The 17,463-nt window shown below is 41.4% G+C and carries 14 protein-coding genes and 3 tRNA genes; 3 read left to right on the top strand and 14 right to left on the bottom strand.

Features of this window, described 5'->3' with window-relative positions:
* Positions 1-16 precede the first annotated feature (16 nt).
* The 11 genes from rnr to tsaE all read right to left on the bottom strand — a co-directional run bounded on the left by rnr (position 17) and on the right by tsaE (position 14,038).
* Complete coding sequence (gene rnr, locus PMI_RS16780) at positions 17-2,506, bottom strand: ribonuclease R (RefSeq protein WP_012368719.1); 2,490 nt, start codon at positions 2,504-2,506, stop codon at positions 17-19.
* A 38-nt stretch (positions 2,507-2,544) separates the two neighbouring features.
* Positions 2,545-2,973 (bottom strand): nitric oxide-sensing transcriptional repressor NsrR, encoded by a 429-nt coding sequence (nsrR, locus tag PMI_RS16775; RefSeq protein ID WP_004249627.1) that lies wholly within the window; start codon positions 2,971-2,973, stop codon positions 2,545-2,547.
* A gap of 425 nt (positions 2,974-3,398) precedes the next feature.
* Complete coding sequence (locus PMI_RS16770) at positions 3,399-4,697, bottom strand: adenylosuccinate synthase (protein WP_004249629.1); 1,299 nt, start codon at positions 4,695-4,697, stop codon at positions 3,399-3,401.
* A gap of 451 nt (positions 4,698-5,148) precedes the next feature.
* Positions 5,149-6,153 carry a protease modulator HflC gene (gene hflC / locus PMI_RS16765; protein WP_004246288.1) on the bottom strand — a complete coding sequence of 335 codons (1,005 nt, stop codon included), beginning with the start codon at positions 6,151-6,153 and terminating at the stop codon, positions 5,149-5,151.
* 2 nt (positions 6,154-6,155) lie between these two features.
* Positions 6,156-7,430, bottom strand: a complete 1,275-nt coding sequence (gene hflK / locus PMI_RS16760) for an FtsH protease activity modulator HflK (RefSeq protein WP_012368717.1) — start codon at positions 7,428-7,430, stop codon at positions 6,156-6,158.
* Positions 7,431-7,522: 92 nt separating this feature from the next.
* Positions 7,523-8,806: a ribosome rescue GTPase HflX gene (hflX, locus tag PMI_RS16755; protein WP_004246290.1), complete on the bottom strand. Its 1,284-nt coding sequence runs from the start codon at positions 8,804-8,806 to the stop codon at positions 7,523-7,525.
* 93 nt (positions 8,807-8,899) lie between these two features.
* A complete protein-coding gene (gene hfq, locus PMI_RS16750; RefSeq protein ID WP_004246291.1) occupies positions 8,900-9,190 on the bottom strand; it encodes an RNA chaperone Hfq in 291 nt (96 codons plus the stop codon).
* A gap of 109 nt (positions 9,191-9,299) precedes the next feature.
* The gene (gene miaA / locus PMI_RS16745; RefSeq protein ID WP_004246293.1) at positions 9,300-10,241 is read right to left on the bottom strand and encodes a tRNA (adenosine(37)-N6)-dimethylallyltransferase MiaA; all 942 of its coding nucleotides are present in this window, start codon (positions 10,239-10,241) and stop codon (positions 9,300-9,302) included.
* Positions 10,210-12,219, bottom strand: a complete 2,010-nt coding sequence (mutL, locus tag PMI_RS16740) for a DNA mismatch repair endonuclease MutL (RefSeq protein ID WP_012368716.1) — start codon at positions 12,217-12,219, stop codon at positions 10,210-10,212. Before mutL ends, miaA begins: the two co-directional genes overlap by 32 nt.
* 21 nt (positions 12,220-12,240) lie before the next feature.
* Positions 12,241-13,557, bottom strand: coding sequence for an N-acetylmuramoyl-L-alanine amidase (locus tag PMI_RS16735; RefSeq protein WP_004253037.1), 1,317 nt, complete (start codon positions 13,555-13,557; stop codon positions 12,241-12,243).
* Between the two features lie 13 nt (positions 13,558-13,570).
* The gene (tsaE, locus tag PMI_RS16730; RefSeq protein WP_004249636.1) at positions 13,571-14,038 is read right to left on the bottom strand and encodes a tRNA (adenosine(37)-N6)-threonylcarbamoyltransferase complex ATPase subunit type 1 TsaE; all 468 of its coding nucleotides are present in this window, start codon (positions 14,036-14,038) and stop codon (positions 13,571-13,573) included.
* A 221-nt stretch (positions 14,039-14,259) separates the two neighbouring features.
* Between tsaE and queG the strand changes: the two genes are divergently transcribed.
* The 3 genes from queG to PMI_RS16715 all read left to right on the top strand — a co-directional run bounded on the left by queG (position 14,260) and on the right by PMI_RS16715 (position 16,963).
* Entirely contained in the window at positions 14,260-15,414 is a 1,155-nt protein-coding gene (gene queG / locus PMI_RS16725; protein WP_012368714.1) for a tRNA epoxyqueuosine(34) reductase QueG, read from the top strand.
* A gap of 947 nt (positions 15,415-16,361) precedes the next feature.
* On the top strand, positions 16,362-16,631 hold the full coding sequence (locus PMI_RS16720) for a type II toxin-antitoxin system Phd/YefM family antitoxin (protein WP_012368713.1): 270 nt from the start codon (positions 16,362-16,364) through the stop codon (positions 16,629-16,631).
* Positions 16,632-16,636: 5 nt separating this feature from the next.
* A complete protein-coding gene (locus PMI_RS16715; RefSeq protein WP_004246306.1) occupies positions 16,637-16,963 on the top strand; it encodes a type II toxin-antitoxin system RelE/ParE family toxin in 327 nt (108 codons plus the stop codon).
* 132 nt (positions 16,964-17,095) lie between these two features.
* Here the strand turns inward: PMI_RS16715 and PMI_RS16710 are convergent.
* The 3 genes from PMI_RS16710 to PMI_RS16700 all read right to left on the bottom strand — a co-directional run bounded on the left by PMI_RS16710 (position 17,096) and on the right by PMI_RS16700 (position 17,395).
* A tRNA-Gly gene (locus PMI_RS16710) sits at positions 17,096-17,171 on the bottom strand.
* Positions 17,172-17,211: 40 nt separating this feature from the next.
* Positions 17,212-17,287: transfer RNA gene (locus tag PMI_RS16705), tRNA-Gly, on the bottom strand.
* 32 nt (positions 17,288-17,319) lie between these two features.
* A tRNA-Gly gene (locus PMI_RS16700) sits at positions 17,320-17,395 on the bottom strand.
* Positions 17,396-17,463 lie beyond the last annotated feature (68 nt).

Here is a 17,463-nt window from a genome sequence, read left to right as displayed (position 1 = left end):
TGACTTCGTTGTATAACTACGCTTTAGTGCGTTTCGCCGCACGTTTGGCTTTTAATTTCGCCTCTATCTTTTTGGTTTGTGCAGAGGCTTTTTTACGTTTAGTACTCGCCTTGTCCTTCGCAATTTTCTCTTTAATGACTTTATCTTTGCTCTGTTTTTCTTTACTTGATTTACCGTTCCTAAAGGCACTATCAGGTTCAAAGTTTTTGTCTTTGCTGGCATCACGACGACGAGACTTACTACTGCTCGCATTTTTCTTGTCTTTTCCCCCTTTTAACGCACGAACACGTGCTGTTTTCCCGGGGTTACGTGCTTTACGTGTTGTTGAAATCAATGAGAAGTCAATAGTACGTTCATCCATACTGACCGCTTCAACTTTCACTTCAACTTCATCACCCAGACGATATACCTGACCTGATGACTCACCAATTAAACGTTGTCCAACATTATCAAATTGATAGTAATCATTATTTAATGTGGATACATGAACAAGACCATCAATAAATAGATCGTTTAAGCGCACAAAGAAACCGAAACCAGTGACACTGGTAATAATACCGGTAAATTGCTGACCTATTTGATCAAGCATAAAATCACATTTCAGCCAATCAGCCACATCACGGGTTGCTTCATCCGCCCGACGTTCAGTTAAAGAGCAGTGTTCCCCTAACTGAAGCATGGTATCCATATCACTATGATAGCCACCCGTTGGGGTCCAGCGTTGTGAGCCATGGCCTTGCTGTTTCGCTATCTGGTATTTAATAGCACGATGTAATGCTAAGTCAGGATAACGACGGATGGGTGAAGTGAAGTGAGCATAAGATTTTAATGCTAAACCAAAGTGACCTCGATTTTCAGGATCGTAAATTGCCTGTTTCATGGAGCGCAATACCATGGTTTGTAGCATTTCGTGATCTGGACGCTCTTCGACTTCTTTCATGACCCGCGCATAATCGCCTGGCTCCGGTGTTAATCCTCCCGGTAACGTTAAACCCAGTTCATTAAATACCGAACGTAAATTCATTACGCTCTCTTCTTTGGGTTTATCATGCACACGATATAACGCAGGCTCTTCATTTTTCTCAACAAAACGCGCCGCCGCAATATTGGCTAAAATCATGCACTCTTCAATTAATTTATGTGCATCATTACGTACAACCGGTTCGATACGATCGATACGACGTTCTGCATTGAAAATAAATTTCGCTTCTTCCGATTCAAAACCAATGGCACCACGCTGTTCACGGGCCTTATCGAGGGCTTGGTATAGCTCATAAAGGTGCTCAATATCTTTTACGATCGGTTGGTAGTGCTCACGTAACTCTTCATCACCTTGAATGATTTTCCATACTTTGGTGTAAGTCATTCGCGCATGAGAGCTCATTACGGCTTCATAGAATTTATAAGATGAAAGGCGCCCCTGCTCAGAAACGGTCATTTCACAAACCATACATAAACGGTCGACTTGTGGATTTAATGAACATAATCCATTCGACAGTACTTCTGGCAGCATAGGGACAACTTGAGAAGGAAAATAGACCGAATTGCCTCGGCTACGCGCTTCTGTGTCTAATGCAGTTTGAGGGCGTACATAATAGCTCACATCTGCAATTGCCACCCATAAACGCCAGCCCCCGCCTTTTTTACGCTGGCAATAAACGGCATCATCAAAGTCTCGCGCATCTTCACCATCAATGGTAATTAAAGGGAGATCACGCAAATCAACGCGACCTTGTTTCGCTGACTCTGGCACATCCTCTTTTAAATCAGCGATTTCTTTTTCTACTTTAGGTGGCCAAGTATGAGGAATTTCATGGGTGCGTAGTGCAATTTCTACCGCAATTCCCGTCCCCATAGTTTCACCTAAAATTTCAACAATGCGTCCTACCGCTTGAGTACGCCGTGTTGGTCTTGTGGTAACTTCAACCACCACCACATTCCCCATACGTGCGCCCATGATATCTTCTTTAGGGATAAGAATATCAAAACTTAAACGGCTATCGTCAGGTACCACAAATCCCATACCTGACTCAATAAAATAGCGCCCAACAATTTGGCTGTTTCTGGGTTCAAGAACACGAACGACGCGACCTTCTCGACGCCCTTTTCTATCCATGCCTAGGGGTTGCGCTAAAATCACATCACCATGCATGGTTTTTTTCATTTCATCTTGTGAAAGATAGAGATCATCCTTTTGGCCTTCCGCACGTAAAAAACCATAGCCGTCACGGTGACCGATAACTTTACCTTTCCAAAGATCGAGGCGTTCAGGTAAGGCATAACACTGACGTCGAGTAAAAACTAACTGACCATCTCGTTCCATAGCCCGTAAACGACGACGTAATGCTTCCAGATTTTCTTCACCTGAAATTTTCAATGCCTGCGCGATATCTTCACGGCTCATCGGGGCCGGGCGTTTCTTCATTTCTTCTAAAATAAATTCACGACTAGCAATTGGAGAGGCGTATTTTTCGGCTTCTCTATCCTGAAAAGGATCTTTGGACATTATGACCTCCAAGCTATCAGAATGATGAAATTGTCGACTCAAACATCTTCTAATAACAATTTATATAAGGGGCTGTTGTTTTCTACCAATTCAGCCAGTGTATGACGGTCTAGCTCTTTCAAAAACTGTTCTATCGCTTGATTTAATACAAGTTTTAATCGACAAGCTGGGGTGATATGACAAAACTCAGCACTACAGTTAACCAGTGAAAGCGGCTCTAAAGCACGAACGACCTCGCCGACAATAATATCAGCGGCAGGTTTACCTAAGCGTATACCACCATTTTTTCCACGTATCGCTTCGACAAATCCCATATGACTTAGCTGATTAATAATCTTAACCATATGATTACGTGACACACCATAGACCTGCGTCACTTCGGTGATGCTCGTCATTTTGCCTTCTGGCAATGAAGCCATATATATCAACGCCCGCAATCCATAATCTGTAAAACTGGTTAATTGCACAATGACCTCTGAAAAGTAAAACTCCCAGTTAAAGAAGTTAAAGGATAAATAATGAGTAATGAGAATATCATTTTATTAAGCAATATTATGTTTAATTTTTGGACATTTAGCAAAGATATACTCAAAAGTCCGCGCTTTTAGGCTTACTCACCACAACCATTAAAATAATAGCGATATCACAGGCAAAGAAAAAGCGATCCTGTCGCTTTTCAACAGATCGCTTCTCTTAGTTGACAACAAAATAACGTTATCTTATTTCACTTCTGACCATAGCCCTAAAACAAAAACGCAACCGAGCGGGAAACTGTTTCTCGTTTTATTGCTAATCAACATAGTGACTCAGTTCGGCTTTGTTACAGATACGAAAAAATCGCCCCTGTCATTTTCAGGGACGATTTTCACATCAAACCAATTAATACAATAAATTATGCATCAAATGGATGACGGAGAATAATCGTTTCTGAACGATCTGGACCTGTAGAAACGATATCAACAGGCACACCAGTTAACTCTTCAACGCGTTTAATATAATTTAACGCGGCTTGTGGTAACTGTGCTTTATCTTTTACGCCGAAAGTGCTTTCGTTCCAGCCAGGCATAGATTCATAAATAGGCTCAATACCTTCCCAATCATCTGCTGCTAATGGTGTAGTTTCAATCACTTCGCCATTTGGTAAGCGATAACCTACACACACTTTAACTTCTTTCAGACCATCTAAGACATCAAGTTTGGTCATGCAGAAGCCTGACAATGAGTTGATTTGAACAGCACGGCGGATAGCAATAATATCTAACCAACCAGTACGGCGACTACGACCTGTTGTTGCACCGAACTCTTGGCCTTTTTCACGCAGGAAATCGCCGGTTTCGTCAAATAATTCTGTAGGGAATGGACCTGCACCAACACGGGTAGAATAGGCTTTAATGATACCTAATACATAACCAACATAACGAGGACCTAAGCCGGAACCTGTTGCAACACCACCTGCGGTGGTATTTGAAGAGGTGACATACGGATAAGTACCGTGATCGATATCTAATAGAGTACCTTGCGCCCCTTCAAACATCACTAACTCACCTTTTTGTGTTGCTTTGTAAAGTAAGTCAGAAACGTCAACAACCATCCCAGTTAAGATATCAGCGATCGCCATGATATCGTCTAAGGTTTTTTGGTAATCAACAGGCTCAACTTTGTAATAATTAACCAGTTGGAAATTATGGTATTCGATGATCTCTTTAAGCTTCTGAGCGAATGCTTTTTTATCAAATAGATCACCAACACGTAAACCACGGCGTGCGACTTTATCTTCATAAGCAGGACCAATACCACGACCCGTAGTACCAATCGCTTTCTCACCACGCGCCTTTTCACGGGCGTTATCTAATGCAATGTGATAAGGCAGAATTAATGGGCAAGCTTCTGACAGCAGTAGACGTGAACGAACAGGAATACCACGCTCTTCGAGCTGTGTCATTTCTTTCATCAGTGCTTCTGGCGATAATACGACACCGTTTGCGATGATGCTGACAACATTTTCACGAAGAATGCCTGATGGGATTAAGTGGAGAACGGTTTTTTCACCGTCAATGACTAGGGTGTGACCTGCGTTATGTCCGCCTTGGTAACGAACAACATACTTAGCGCGTTCTGTCAGCAAGTCGACGATCTTGCCTTTGCCTTCGTCACCCCATTGGGTGCCTAATACGACAACGTTATTACTCATTTCAAAATACACTCGGTTGCTTAAAAAAGGATTCTACCATCTCAATTCAAGAGTTACAGTAGATTTTATCTAATTATGCCATCCCCGCTTTTAAGCAATAGATTATCTTGCCATTGTCAATATTTTTGCCCGAAAAAACCACATCACAAGATATTTGTGATTTTTATCAACAGTTTTGATCGCAAAAACAGGAAGCAGAGTGACATAAAAGTGAAAATGGCTAAGAAGACGCCTCGGGATTGCCGAAGGTTTATCTTGAAATGCAATTTTCACTTTATACTATCTCAGCTAAAGGCAATTTGGAAATGGTTGCGAGCGATTTTTCGTTTCATTCAATAATAAAAAACGATTTTCTTTATTTGTTTTAATTCTATCTGCTTGATTAAAAGCTAAAAAAATCCCCTAAGTTTTATCTTAGGGGATGATTATTTATTTTCTTGAACGATGACGATTACTCTTCAATCGCTCTCGCTTTAGTTGGTGCTTTCATATAGCGTAAGAAATCGCTATCTGGACTTAACACCATGACGTCATTACCGTCTTTATTAAAGCTATTCTCATAAGCACGTAAGCTACGGATAAACGCATAGAAGTCAGGATCTTGACTGAATGCATCAGCAAATAGTTTAGTTGCTTGCGCATCCCCTTCACCTCGAATACGTAACGATTCACGCTCCGATTCAGCTAAGGTTTCTGTCACTGTTTTATCTGCCGCAGCACGGATTTTCACCGCTTCTTCTTGACCTTGTGAACGGTGACGACGAGCAACCGCTTCACGCTCTGCACGCATACGTTGATAAATGGCTTCAGAAACTTCCATTGGTAAGTTGATTTGTTTGATACGAACATCAATCACTTCAATACCTAATGCCGCCATACTGTTCATATTGATAGCAGGAGCTTTACCTTTGGTCTCTTCGGCCACTTTCTTCGCAGCAATAGCAATAGCATCATCTGCATCACTTTTATCGCGAGAAGGTGTACCTTCATTCAACGCATTACGTACATCAATGGTTAAACGACCACGTGAATCAGTGATAATTTGGTTTACACTCATACGACCAATTTCAGAGCGTAAACGGTCACTAAATTTACGACGCAATAAGGTTTCTGCTTGCATCGTATTACCACCACCAGTAGCTAGGTAGTAAGTACTAAAATCACTGATACGCCATTTCAGATAAGAGTCAACTAACAAGTCTTTGTTCTCACCTGATAAGAAGCGATCTTGCTGGATATTCATCGTTTGGATACGCGCATCCAGTTTTTTCACATTCTCAATAAATGGAATTTTAAAGTGAATACCCGGTTCATAAACGACCGGTTTATTTTCACCATCACGTACCACTTTCGAGAAACGTAAAATAATACCGCGTTCATATTGTTGCACGACAAATACTGAGGAGTACAACAACGCTAAAATAATAACTGCAACAACAGCGATAACTTTACGCATGATTATTGTCCTCCTTGATTAGAGCCATAAGGCTGACCATAACCACCACTATTATTGCTACCATATCCACCGTTACCATAAGTTGTTGCTGGTTTCTGAGTAGGTGTTGTGTTGGTACTTGGCGTAGGGGTTGAAATACGCGCAGGTGCCTCTGTGACACTATTAACTGACGTTGGCGCTTTTGGTTGCTGGCGTAACATTTGCTCTAAAGGCAGAACCAACATACTGTTACCTTTGTCATTGGCAATGACTTTACGTGTTTTCGACAACACTTTTTCCATTGTTTCAATATACAGACGCTCACGAGTAATTTCCGGTGCTGCGCGATATTCAGGTAAGATTTTGGCGAAACTCGCCACCTCACCTTCTGCTTTCATCACCACACTCGTTTTATAAGCGGTTGCTTCTTCAATCATACGTTGTGCGTTACCTTTCGCTAATGGTAACACTTCGTTTTTATAAGCCTCAGCCTGACGAATGGTTTTCTGCTCTTCTTCTCGTGCCGCAATTACGTCATCGAATGCCGCTTTGACCGCTTCTGGTGGGCGAGCAACTTGGAAGTTGACGTCCACAATGGAGATCCCCATTTTATAAGGGCGGATCGTCTCTTCTAATTCTTGACGGGTTTGATCACGAATTTCTGAGCGGTTCGATGTCAGGATCTTTTCCATTTCTGAACGACCAATGACACCACGGACGGCACTGTCTGTCGCTTGTCCTAGGCTATTCATTGGCGTTGTGACATTAAAGAGAAATGCTTCTGGATCTGAGACAACATATTGAACGTTTATCTCAACTTGAACCATGTTTTCATCTGATGTCAACATCATGCCACCCGTAGTTAAATCACGGATGGTTTTTACGTTGACAGGCTGAACTTCATCAATGAAAGTCGGTTTCCAGTTTAAACCAGGCTCGACGATTTGGTAAAATTTACCGAAACGAGTCACAACACCTTGTTCGGCTTCTTTAATGGTATAAAAACCACTGGCAGCCCAAACGACAACCACAGCACCTAATGCAAGAGAAACTAATACGTTTCCAGCATTACCACGAGGTCCGCCATTTTGCCCAGAAGAGGAGTTTCCTCCTTTTTTACCACCGAAACCGCCAAGTTTTGCACTCAGTTTCCGGAACAAATCATCGAGATCTGATGCTTTACGATCCCGACCTCCTTGATTACCGTTAGAGTTCCCGTCGCCGTTATTATTACCGCCGTTTCGGTTCCCCCACGGGTCGCGGTCTTGTCCGTTGTTACCGGGCTGATTCCACGCCATGTTCTAGCTCCATTATTATGATTAGATTTATCAGGCTTAAGAGCCGATTTCATCGCCAGCTCTCAGTTAATGTTCTTTAGTATGGCCAATTATCAGACCACGTAATCCAATAAAGTAGGCTCCTGCTTGCAAAGTCGATGCCAGTCTACCATAGGCATTCGGGTGATTAGCCCAACTTTACCGTCTTTTTCAATCCATTCACGCTCAATAGCCTGTAATTGATAAAAACGGCTACGTAATCGCCCTGCTTCTTCTGGCGGTAAACGCAATTCAACGTGTGCGATCTCACCTGAAAGGCGCTCTGTCAACGCCTGATATAACAGAGGAATACCTTCACCTGTTTGTGCAGAAACCCAAACCCTAACAGGTAAATTATCTTCATTTCGATCAATTCTTGGGGTGAAGTCCTCAAGAAGATCAATTTTATTCATCACATACAGTGTCGGTATCTCGTGAGCATCAATCTCTTCTAATACATTTTCAACTGCATGAATGTTCTCTTCAAAACGGCTATCAGCGGCATCAATAACATGAAGAAGCAATGTCGCTTCACGTGTTTCTTGTAGCGTTGCCTTAAATGCCGCCACCAGATCATGAGGTAGATGTCGGATAAAACCAACCGTATCAGCTAACACCACGGTACCAACATCATCGACCTGAATTCGTCTTAAGGTAGGATCCAGTGTCGCAAACAACTGATCAGCAGCATACACATCTGCACAGGTTATACGATTGAATAAACTCGACTTACCCGCATTGGTGTAACCCACCAGAGATAACGTTGGAATATCAGCTTTACTTCGCGCTTGTCGTCCTTGTTCACGCTGACGTTCAACTTTGCCTAGACGCATTAGAATTTGACTAATTTTGCCTCTGAGCAAACGTCGGTCCGTTTCAAGCTGTGTTTCGCCAGGGCCACGTAATCCAATCCCCCCTTTTTGTCGTTCTAAGTGTGTCCACCCTCGAACTAAACGGGTTGATAAATGACGTAACTGAGCGAGTTCTACCTGTAGCTTTCCTTCGTGAGTTCTTGCTCGTTGAGCAAAAATATCGAGGATAACTCCCGTGCGATCAACTACACGACATTCACAAAGTCTTTCCAGATTTCGTTCTTGTGCCGGTGAGAGTGCGTGATTAAATAGCACCACATCTGCACCACTCGCTTTTACTGCTTCTGCGATTTCTTCCGCTTTACCTTCTCCCACATAATATTTGGAGTGAGGCGCTCTACGGCTCCCTGTAATAATTTGAACTGGTTTTACACCGGCAGATGTCACCAAAGATTCAAACTCTTGCAAGTCATCAATATCCTTTTCTTGCGAAAAGAAAACGTGCACTAAAACGGCTAATTCGCCACCTTCATAACGATCAAACAAAGGCGAAACCTCATGGACTTTATAAAAACAGGAAAAACATAGGTAAAGTCTCCCTACCTATGTTTTTATTATATTAAGAATAATATTTGATAATTATTCTGCAACATCATCCTGCTGAGTCGCGTTACCGCCACTGTAGTTTGTACCCGCTTGGTTGGTACCTGTATTGCTATGATGAGAAACAGGACGAGAAGGTACTACGGTAGAGATAGCATGTTTGTATACCATCTGACTAACAGTGTTTTTCAGCAGAATAACAAATTGGTCAAAAGATTCGATCTGACCCTGTAATTTAATGCCGTTTACCAAATAGATTGAAACAGGGACCCTTTCACGACGTAATGCGTTCAGAAAAGGATCTTGCAAAGATTGCCCCTTAGCCATTCTATGTTTTCCTTATTTTGTTGTTTTATACTAGAACCTAATGGTTCGAAAAAATGAACTACTCAAAAATTGCACTTTAGCAACTATCAATTTTACACAAACCTACCATCTATGCACTAACTACCTGCAAAACAGTGTTAAGAGACTGTTCAAAATCTTCACTATCTAACCAATGAACATCATGCCAACCTCTTAACCAAGTGATTTGTCGCTTCGCTAATTGCCGGGTAGCGCAGATCCCTCGATAAACCATCTCATCATAGTCGATTTCGCCGGATAAATATGACCACATCTGGCGATAGCCGACACAACGTATAGAAGGTAAATCTTCATGCAGATCGCCCCGTTGGTATAATGATTTTACTTCATCTTCAAAGCCACACGTTAACATCTGTTTAAAACGTGCTTCAATGCGTTGATGAAGTACATTTCTATCTTTCGGAGCAATCGCAAACTGATAAACATCATAAGGCAATGCTTCGCCTGATATTTGAGTTAATTCTGTCATCGATTTACCTGAAATCAGGTAAACTTCCAGTGCACGAGAAAGGCGTTGAGGATCATTAGGATGGATCCGTTTAGCCGCAACGGGATCGACGGATGCTAGCTCTTGATGAATTGCCTCCCACCCTTGTTCGGCTGCTTTTTTTTCGATTTCAGCACGAATTTCTGGATTAGCACTGGGTAAAGGCGATAAGCCTTCTAATAACGCTTTAAAATATAGCATAGTCCCGCCCACTAATAGTGGAATTCGTCCTGCAGCCGTAATTTCTTCCATTGCTTTTAACGCATCTTTACGAAAGTCTGCGGCAGAATAAGGTAATGCGGGATCTAGAATATCAATTAAACGATGTGGTGCAAGCGACTGCTCTGTCTCATCCGGTTTCGCAGTACCAATATCCATACCACGATAAATAAGAGCAGAATCAACACTAATAAGATCAACGGGCAGTTTTTGTCTTAGCGCAATGGCTAATGCGGTTTTACCAGAGGCTGTTGGCCCCATCAGAAAGATTGCTTTAGGTTTTATTTGCGTTTTTACTTCGCTCATTATTCAGTGCCGCTACCACAGGTTGTAATTCTATTAATTGTAATAAGTTTTTGGACGGCTGTCTGACATATTGTGGACATAATCGTTCAATATCAGCCAATAATCCTACTGCCTGAGCCTGTGACCAAACACCCGACTCATGACTTAACTGTTTTGCTAACCAATGCCCAATTTGTTGTTTAGAGCATAATTTTTCTGTTGCCAAATAAGCTAATAGCTTTGTCAGTAATTCAGGTAAATTTTGCTGTCGCAAAGGCAACGAGACCGCGTGGATCGTCGCTTTACCATGAGAGATGTCGATAACAATCCCAAAATCACTGATTAACGCCTGAAACTGCTTAAATGTATTAATTTCATCTTTACTGAGTGTGACTTTTAAAGGCACTAGCAAAGGTTGGGGTTTCAGATTTTCATTTTCTGGCAATAACTGGGCACATTTTAACAGAAAATCAGCTTCTTCCAATGCTAACAGCCCTAGACCTTGCGAAGATTCAATTAACGCATATTTCTGCTGATAAATCGCCAATACCCGGCCAAAAGTATAATCTGTTTGCGCTGCGCTGGCATTAACAGAACGAGGCACCACTGAAATTACATTTGTTTCATTGTTATTCGTTGTATGACCAACATCAACCAAATTCAATGGGGGACGAGGGGGAAATAGGGGTATTTTTTCTTTATTTTCAACATCGCTCGCACTTTCTTGCATCATTTTTTGATAAAGCATGCCTTGCGTACGTTGATAACTCTCACCAAACTGACGTGTATCTAGCGTTTTTTGGGGACTCTTTTGCGTATCTGTTAACCCTTTTCCTGCACTTCCTTGGTAAGCTCCCGTGCTCTTTTTTTGCGTAGATGAGGTTACTGGTGCTTGATAAGGCTGCGAAAAAACATTTTCTCCCGCAACTTGGCGATTTTCAGGAAATGTTGTGGCAGTTAAAGCCCCATTATCCTCTTCATCTAAAGATAACGTATCTTCTGTAACCTGCCTTAACACACTCAAGACAGCTTGATAGATAAAATCGTGTACTAAGCGCGATTCGTGAAAACGCACTTCATGTTTGGCAGGATGCACATTGACATCCACTTGATGAGGGTCAACGGTTAAATAAAGCACATAAGAAGGTTGCTGCTCACCTTGCAAATAACCTTCATATGCTTGACGAATAGCATGGTTAATCAATCTATCGCGCATCATGCGCCCATTGACATAACAGTACTGTATTTCACTGCCTTGCACTGGAGCTAAAGGATGCTCTACCCAGCCTTTTATTGCCAGATCACCATGCTCCCACGTTAGTTGCATTGCTTGATCAACAAAATGATTACCACAGATAGCACTTAAACGACGATGATGCTGATGAGTTTCTTTCGCAGCGCGATATTGACGCACCCGCTTACCGTTGTGGGTTAAATTAATTGACACATCAAAGCGGGATAAGGCTATACGACGTACTACTTCATCTATATGACCAAACTCTGTTTTTTCGGTACGTAAAAATTTACGTCTTGCAGGAGTGTTATAAAAAAGATCGAGCACTTCAACTGTGCTCCCCACCGGATGTGCTGCTGGCTTGACTGCCACTGTCATATCACGCCCTTCGGCGTAGGCTTGCCAAGCCTCCTCCTGAGATGCGGTACGAGATGTTAAGGTTAAACGTGATACAGAGCTGATACTGGCTAAGGCTTCACCACGAAACCCCATGCTCATAATGGCTTCAAGATCATCCAGTGTCGATATTTTGCTTGTTGCATGGCGAGCAAGTGCTAACTTCAAATCATCACGAGAAATGCCGCATCCATTATCGCGGATACGAATTAGCTTAGCGCCACCTTTATCGATATCGATATCAATTGTTGTCGCACCCGCATCTAAGCTGTTTTCAAGTAACTCTTTAACAACAGAAGCGGGTCTTTCAACGACTTCCCCTGCTGCAATCTGATTTGCTAACTGAGGAGGTAATAAATTAATCGCCATTACCTTATCCCACGTTTATCTTTATTTTGGCCCATTCTGTAAGGGATGAGCGAGAAAGTAATTTTTTAATCCGGCATAGATTGAAGCGGCTAATTTCTCTTGGTAAGCATCTGAAATCAGCAATTGTTCCTCAGCGGCATGACTAATAAAACCTGTTTCGACTAAAATAGACGGAATATCAGGTGAACGTAAAACCCCTAAGCTGGCGTGCTCTGGTGTTTTTTTATGTAATGATCCTACTTTTCTAAGTTCAGATAACACCGCTACCGCAACGTCATAGCCTACACGCTGTGAATTACCAAATTGTAAATCTAATACTGCTTGGCTTAAATAGGGATCAACCCCTTCTGCGAGTGCATCACCAGCGCCACCGAGAAGCTCTGATTGTTTTTCGCTTTGTTCAAGCCATTTACCTAATTCACTATTCGCGCGACGATTTGACAATACCCAAACAGATGCCCCGCGCGCACTACGATTAGGTGCAGAGTCGGCATGAATAGACACTAACATATTGGCACCTTGCTTACGGGCCACTTCAGAGCGTCCAGCAACAGAAATAAAATAGTCGCCATTGCGGGTTAAAACGGGTTTGAACATAGGATCATTACGCAAAATCGCTTCTAATTTTTTTGCCACTCTTAAGGTAACATCTTTTTCACGATTACCTTTTTGCCCAATAGCGCCGGGATCTTGCCCCCCATGCCCTGCGTCAATCGCAATAATTATTTGCCGATCGCTCGACGCGGGCTTATTCGAGGTTGTGCGAGGCTTTACTGGTACTACAGGTGCAACAGGTTGCTTAGGCGTACTCACCAAAGGCGCCATCTGTTGATTAGCCACCGTATTTGTGGCTTTGTTTGCTGATAACGCCACTACACTGACCGTCGTTGATGTATTGTTATTTTGTCGAGCATTAATAGGTTTGATAGTAAGTACTAACTTATATTCACCATTGCTATTTAATAAGCGCTCCGTCACCACCACTGGTTTGGCAAGCTCTACCACCATACTTTGATATTGGCTATCTTTTGATTGTGTCGTGCGAATTTTCTGTGCTAATTGCTGACGATTTAATGTCACAGGTAAACCCGTTATTTGGCTACCTTGCTTAAAATCCATCACTAACCTATCTGGATTTTTCAGTGAGTAATATCTATAGCTTGGTTTCCCACCACTAAACGAAAATGTAAGTGTTGTAGCCACATCCCCATTTTCGGCCTTCACTTCTGTTACCGTAGCGGCTTGTGCTATTTGCACCACAAAAAGTGACAGAACAACCAACAAAAAGGTGGCAATATAACGCTGACATTGGCTCACAATAGTGATGAGACTCGACATAATCAATATTCCTTTATGCAGACTGAATACGGGATAAAACAGCATTCCCTCTCTGTGAAAGGGCAATAAAATGGGCTTTACGACCTTCATTTTCATAGCTTAAATGAAGCTCTAAATCCGCATTAGGTATAAACCCTTCCCCTTGAGAAGGCCATTCAATGAGACACAGTGGATCTTGTGCAAAATAGTCACGTATCCCCATAAATTCTAACTCTTCCGCTGAAGCTAAGCGATAAAGATCGAAATGATAGACTGGGCGTGGTGTCAGCATATAAGGCTCTACCAAGGTATATGTCGGACTTTTAACATGACCTTGATGACCTAAAGCTTGTAAAAATCCGCGGCTAAAGGTGGTTTTCCCGGCCCCTAGATCACCAAATAAATAAATAATAAGCCCTTGGTTATTTGTCGCCATTGCGACTGAATGCCCTAGTTTTACTGTTGCAGCTTCATCTTCTAATGTAACAACCCATTCTTTCATATTCATACAATCTATTGTTAGGTAATAACGACTTAGTTAATAGCATGTTAGAGCACATGCAAACAGACCATTTTTATATTCACTTAAAGTAAATTATTATCAGAATCAATTTCAAATAACCATACCATAAATCTATTTCTTACGAGGATTTTTCCTATCGTTGCACTATGATACACTGCGCATTCTTAGGACTCACCTATTAGCTATTATTTCGGTTGCTCATGTCATCACTCGATCTTCATCACCTTGCTCAAAATATAAAACGTTGGGGAACTGAACTAGGATTCCAACAAACAGGAATTTGCGATACTGATTTATCGCTCGAAGAGCCTCGTTTACAAGCTTGGCTAGATAAACAGTATCATGGTGAAATGGCATGGATGGCTAAATATGGCATGACTCGAGCAAGACCCCATGAATTGGTGCCGGGTACATTGCGAGTGATCAGCGTCAGAATGAACTATTTGCCAACAGATGCTGCTTTTGCTCGTACCCTTAATAATCCAGAGCAAGGCTATATTAGCCGTTATGCATTGGGTAGAGATTATCACAAAGTATTAAGACAACGCCTTAAAAAATTAGGTGAAAAAATTACGCAATATTGCCAACAGTTTGAATATCAAGGTATTGTTAATTTTCGTCCTTTTGTTGATTCAGCGCCGATAATGGAACGACCATTGGCCGTGAAAGCTGGTCTTGGGTGGGTTGGTAAACACTCACTTGTTATCAATAATCAGGCCGGCTCTTGGTTTTTTCTCGGTGAATTATTAATTAATTTACCTTTGCCTATTGATTCTCCCGTTGAAGAGCAATGCGGTAAATGTGTAGCTTGCATGACCACTTGCCCAACAGGCGCCATCGTAGAGCCTTACACCATTGATGCTCGTCGCTGTATTTCTTACCTAACGATTGAACTTGAAGGCGCTATTCCTGAAGAATTTCGCCCTTTGATGGGCAATCGTATCTATGGTTGTGATGATTGCCAATTAATTTGCCCATGGAATCGTTTTTCTTCGCTCACAGAGGAAGATGATTTTTCTCCGCGCCGTGCCTTACATACACCAGAATTGCTGGATCTATTCCAATGGAGTGAAGAAAAATTTCTGCGTATTACAGAAGGTTCACCGATCCGACGAATTGGCTATTTACGTTGGCTAAGAAATATTAGTGTTGCGTTAGGCAATGCCCCTTATCAGGACAAAATTGTACTGGCCTTGCAAGAGCACTTTGGTTTAGGGGAGGTTTTAGATGAACATTTGCACTGGGCTATCGCCCAACAGAAAGCCAAAAGAGAAGAAAAAACACTAAAAATACAGACTTCACAACAAAAACGTCTAGTAAGGGCAATAACTAAGGGCCTACCTCGTGATGCTTAGTTTTTAACATGATACGCATACTCATAAGATGAGATAATTTCACCTGTGAATAAAATAAAAACTCTTTGTCTATCAATATGAAGAAAAAATTCAAGCGAAGTGTGGCACAAATTAAAAAAAATAAAAATAAACTTACTTATCAATTGGATAGATAAAAGCAATATTTAACTCACTAGCATAATATGCTAATGACTCAATGATAGCAGCCTGTGGATAACTCTGTGCAGTAAAAAAATAAATTAGTGCTAGATGCAAGGATTATGAGCATCTTATTGTGGATAATTTATTTCGATAAGAATATTAAGATAAGTGGAACTCGGGCTCTTTTTTCCAAAGAAAAGTCATAAAAATACTTTTCTTCATAAAAAATACTCTTCAAAGTATATTTAACAGAATAAAAACCTAAACAACAAAAATTGATCTGAGGTTTAGCTCCCCCCTAAACGAGGAAAGGCGCACATTCTAGTGCTGGCTAAATAGAAATGCAAGCAAAGATCAAAGATAGATCACAAAAAAATAGCTTGATCTTTCTTGCTGTTATCGATTTCCCTTTTTCTGCACTGCAATGGGTCACTCGCTTTAAGTGTATTAGCTACAATCGCTGATCTGCACCTACCACAGTGTAGACTCATTTTTAAAAAGTGAGAGAGAAAATAAAGATTTTTTGGTTATATTTTATACAAGCATTGCTATTTCCTGTCCATAGTTATGTCCTTGTGACTTTTAGAATGCAATAGCTTTATTTGGGTGTTATTAAACAAAATAACGCTTTGTATTGTTGCTTATGCGTGACTGCTCCCCGCCCTGTTGAAGTGACCTCATAGAGTTGGACTGTTCATTAAGCGGTTTTCGCTAAAGGTTTTCTATATTGCATTTTAGCTTTTATCTCTTCACACTCAGATTAGACTTTTTTTAGACTTAATTTAGTCTTATTGATTAAGGTAGATATGCGTTACTCAGAACAAATCAAACCAATTAGTTATTTAAAAGCTAATGTCGCCGAAGTGATGACTAAACTCACTGAATCTGGTGCACCGATGATTATTACTCAAAATGGCGAAGCAAAAGCGGTTATTCAGGATATTACCTTTTATGAAGAGACACAGGAAACATTAGCCTTACTTAAAATATTGGCGTTAGGTCAGCAACAAGTTGAAGCAGGTGAAGTAAAAGATATAAAAAGCGTGGTTCAGCGTTTAAAAAGTAAAAGGAAATAATCGTAATGGCGTCCTATAAAGTGGTAATGACGAAAGATGCCGAAACAGACTTAGAGGACATCAATAACTATATTGCCGACCACGACAGCATAGATAATGCAGATTATGTATTAGATGAGCTGCTTAAGGTCACTAATACACAGGCTAACTTTCCTATGAAAGGCAGTATTCCAAAGGAATTACAAAGTTTAGGTATTCGTGAATATCAGCAAATCTTTTTTAAACCTTATCGTGTCATCTATCACACAATAGCAAAACAAGTGGTTATCTTTATTATTGCGGATGGCAGACGAGACATGCAAGCCCTGCTTACTCGGCGACTTTTAGGGTAAAAATATCTTACTGTATATTCTTATCATAGAGAGACAGGCCGACTTCTAAAAACAACTTAGCTAATGCTATTACGACAAACGCTTTGATTTATAAGAATTTACTGAGTTTATTGAAGTCTTTGGAAGAAGATTTGGAGCGGGAAACGAGACTCGAACTCGCGACCCCAACCTTGGCAAGGTTGTGCTCTACCAACTGAGCTATTCCCGCATTTGGTAAGTTTTGTGCTGATAATTATCGAAGAAAGATTTGGAGCGGGAAACGAGACTCGAACTCGCGACCCCAACCTTGGCAAGGTTGTGCTCTACCAACTGAGCTATTCCCGCGTCGCTAATACTGATAACTATCGAAGAAAGATTGGAGCGGGAAACGAGACTCGAACTCGCGACCCCAACCTTGGCAAGGTTGTGCTCTACCAACTGAGCTATTCCCGCGTCTTTCTTACACCCGTACAAACGAAATTCTTCATCGGTACGGGAAGCGCATTATACGAGAAAAATGC

Origin of the sequence: Proteus mirabilis HI4320 (assembly GCF_000069965.1) — a bacterium.
GTDB lineage: Bacteria > Pseudomonadota > Gammaproteobacteria > Enterobacterales > Enterobacteriaceae > Proteus > Proteus mirabilis.
The sequence above is the reverse complement of the archived record's forward strand: the minus strand, read 5'-3'. Positions and strand labels throughout refer to the sequence as shown.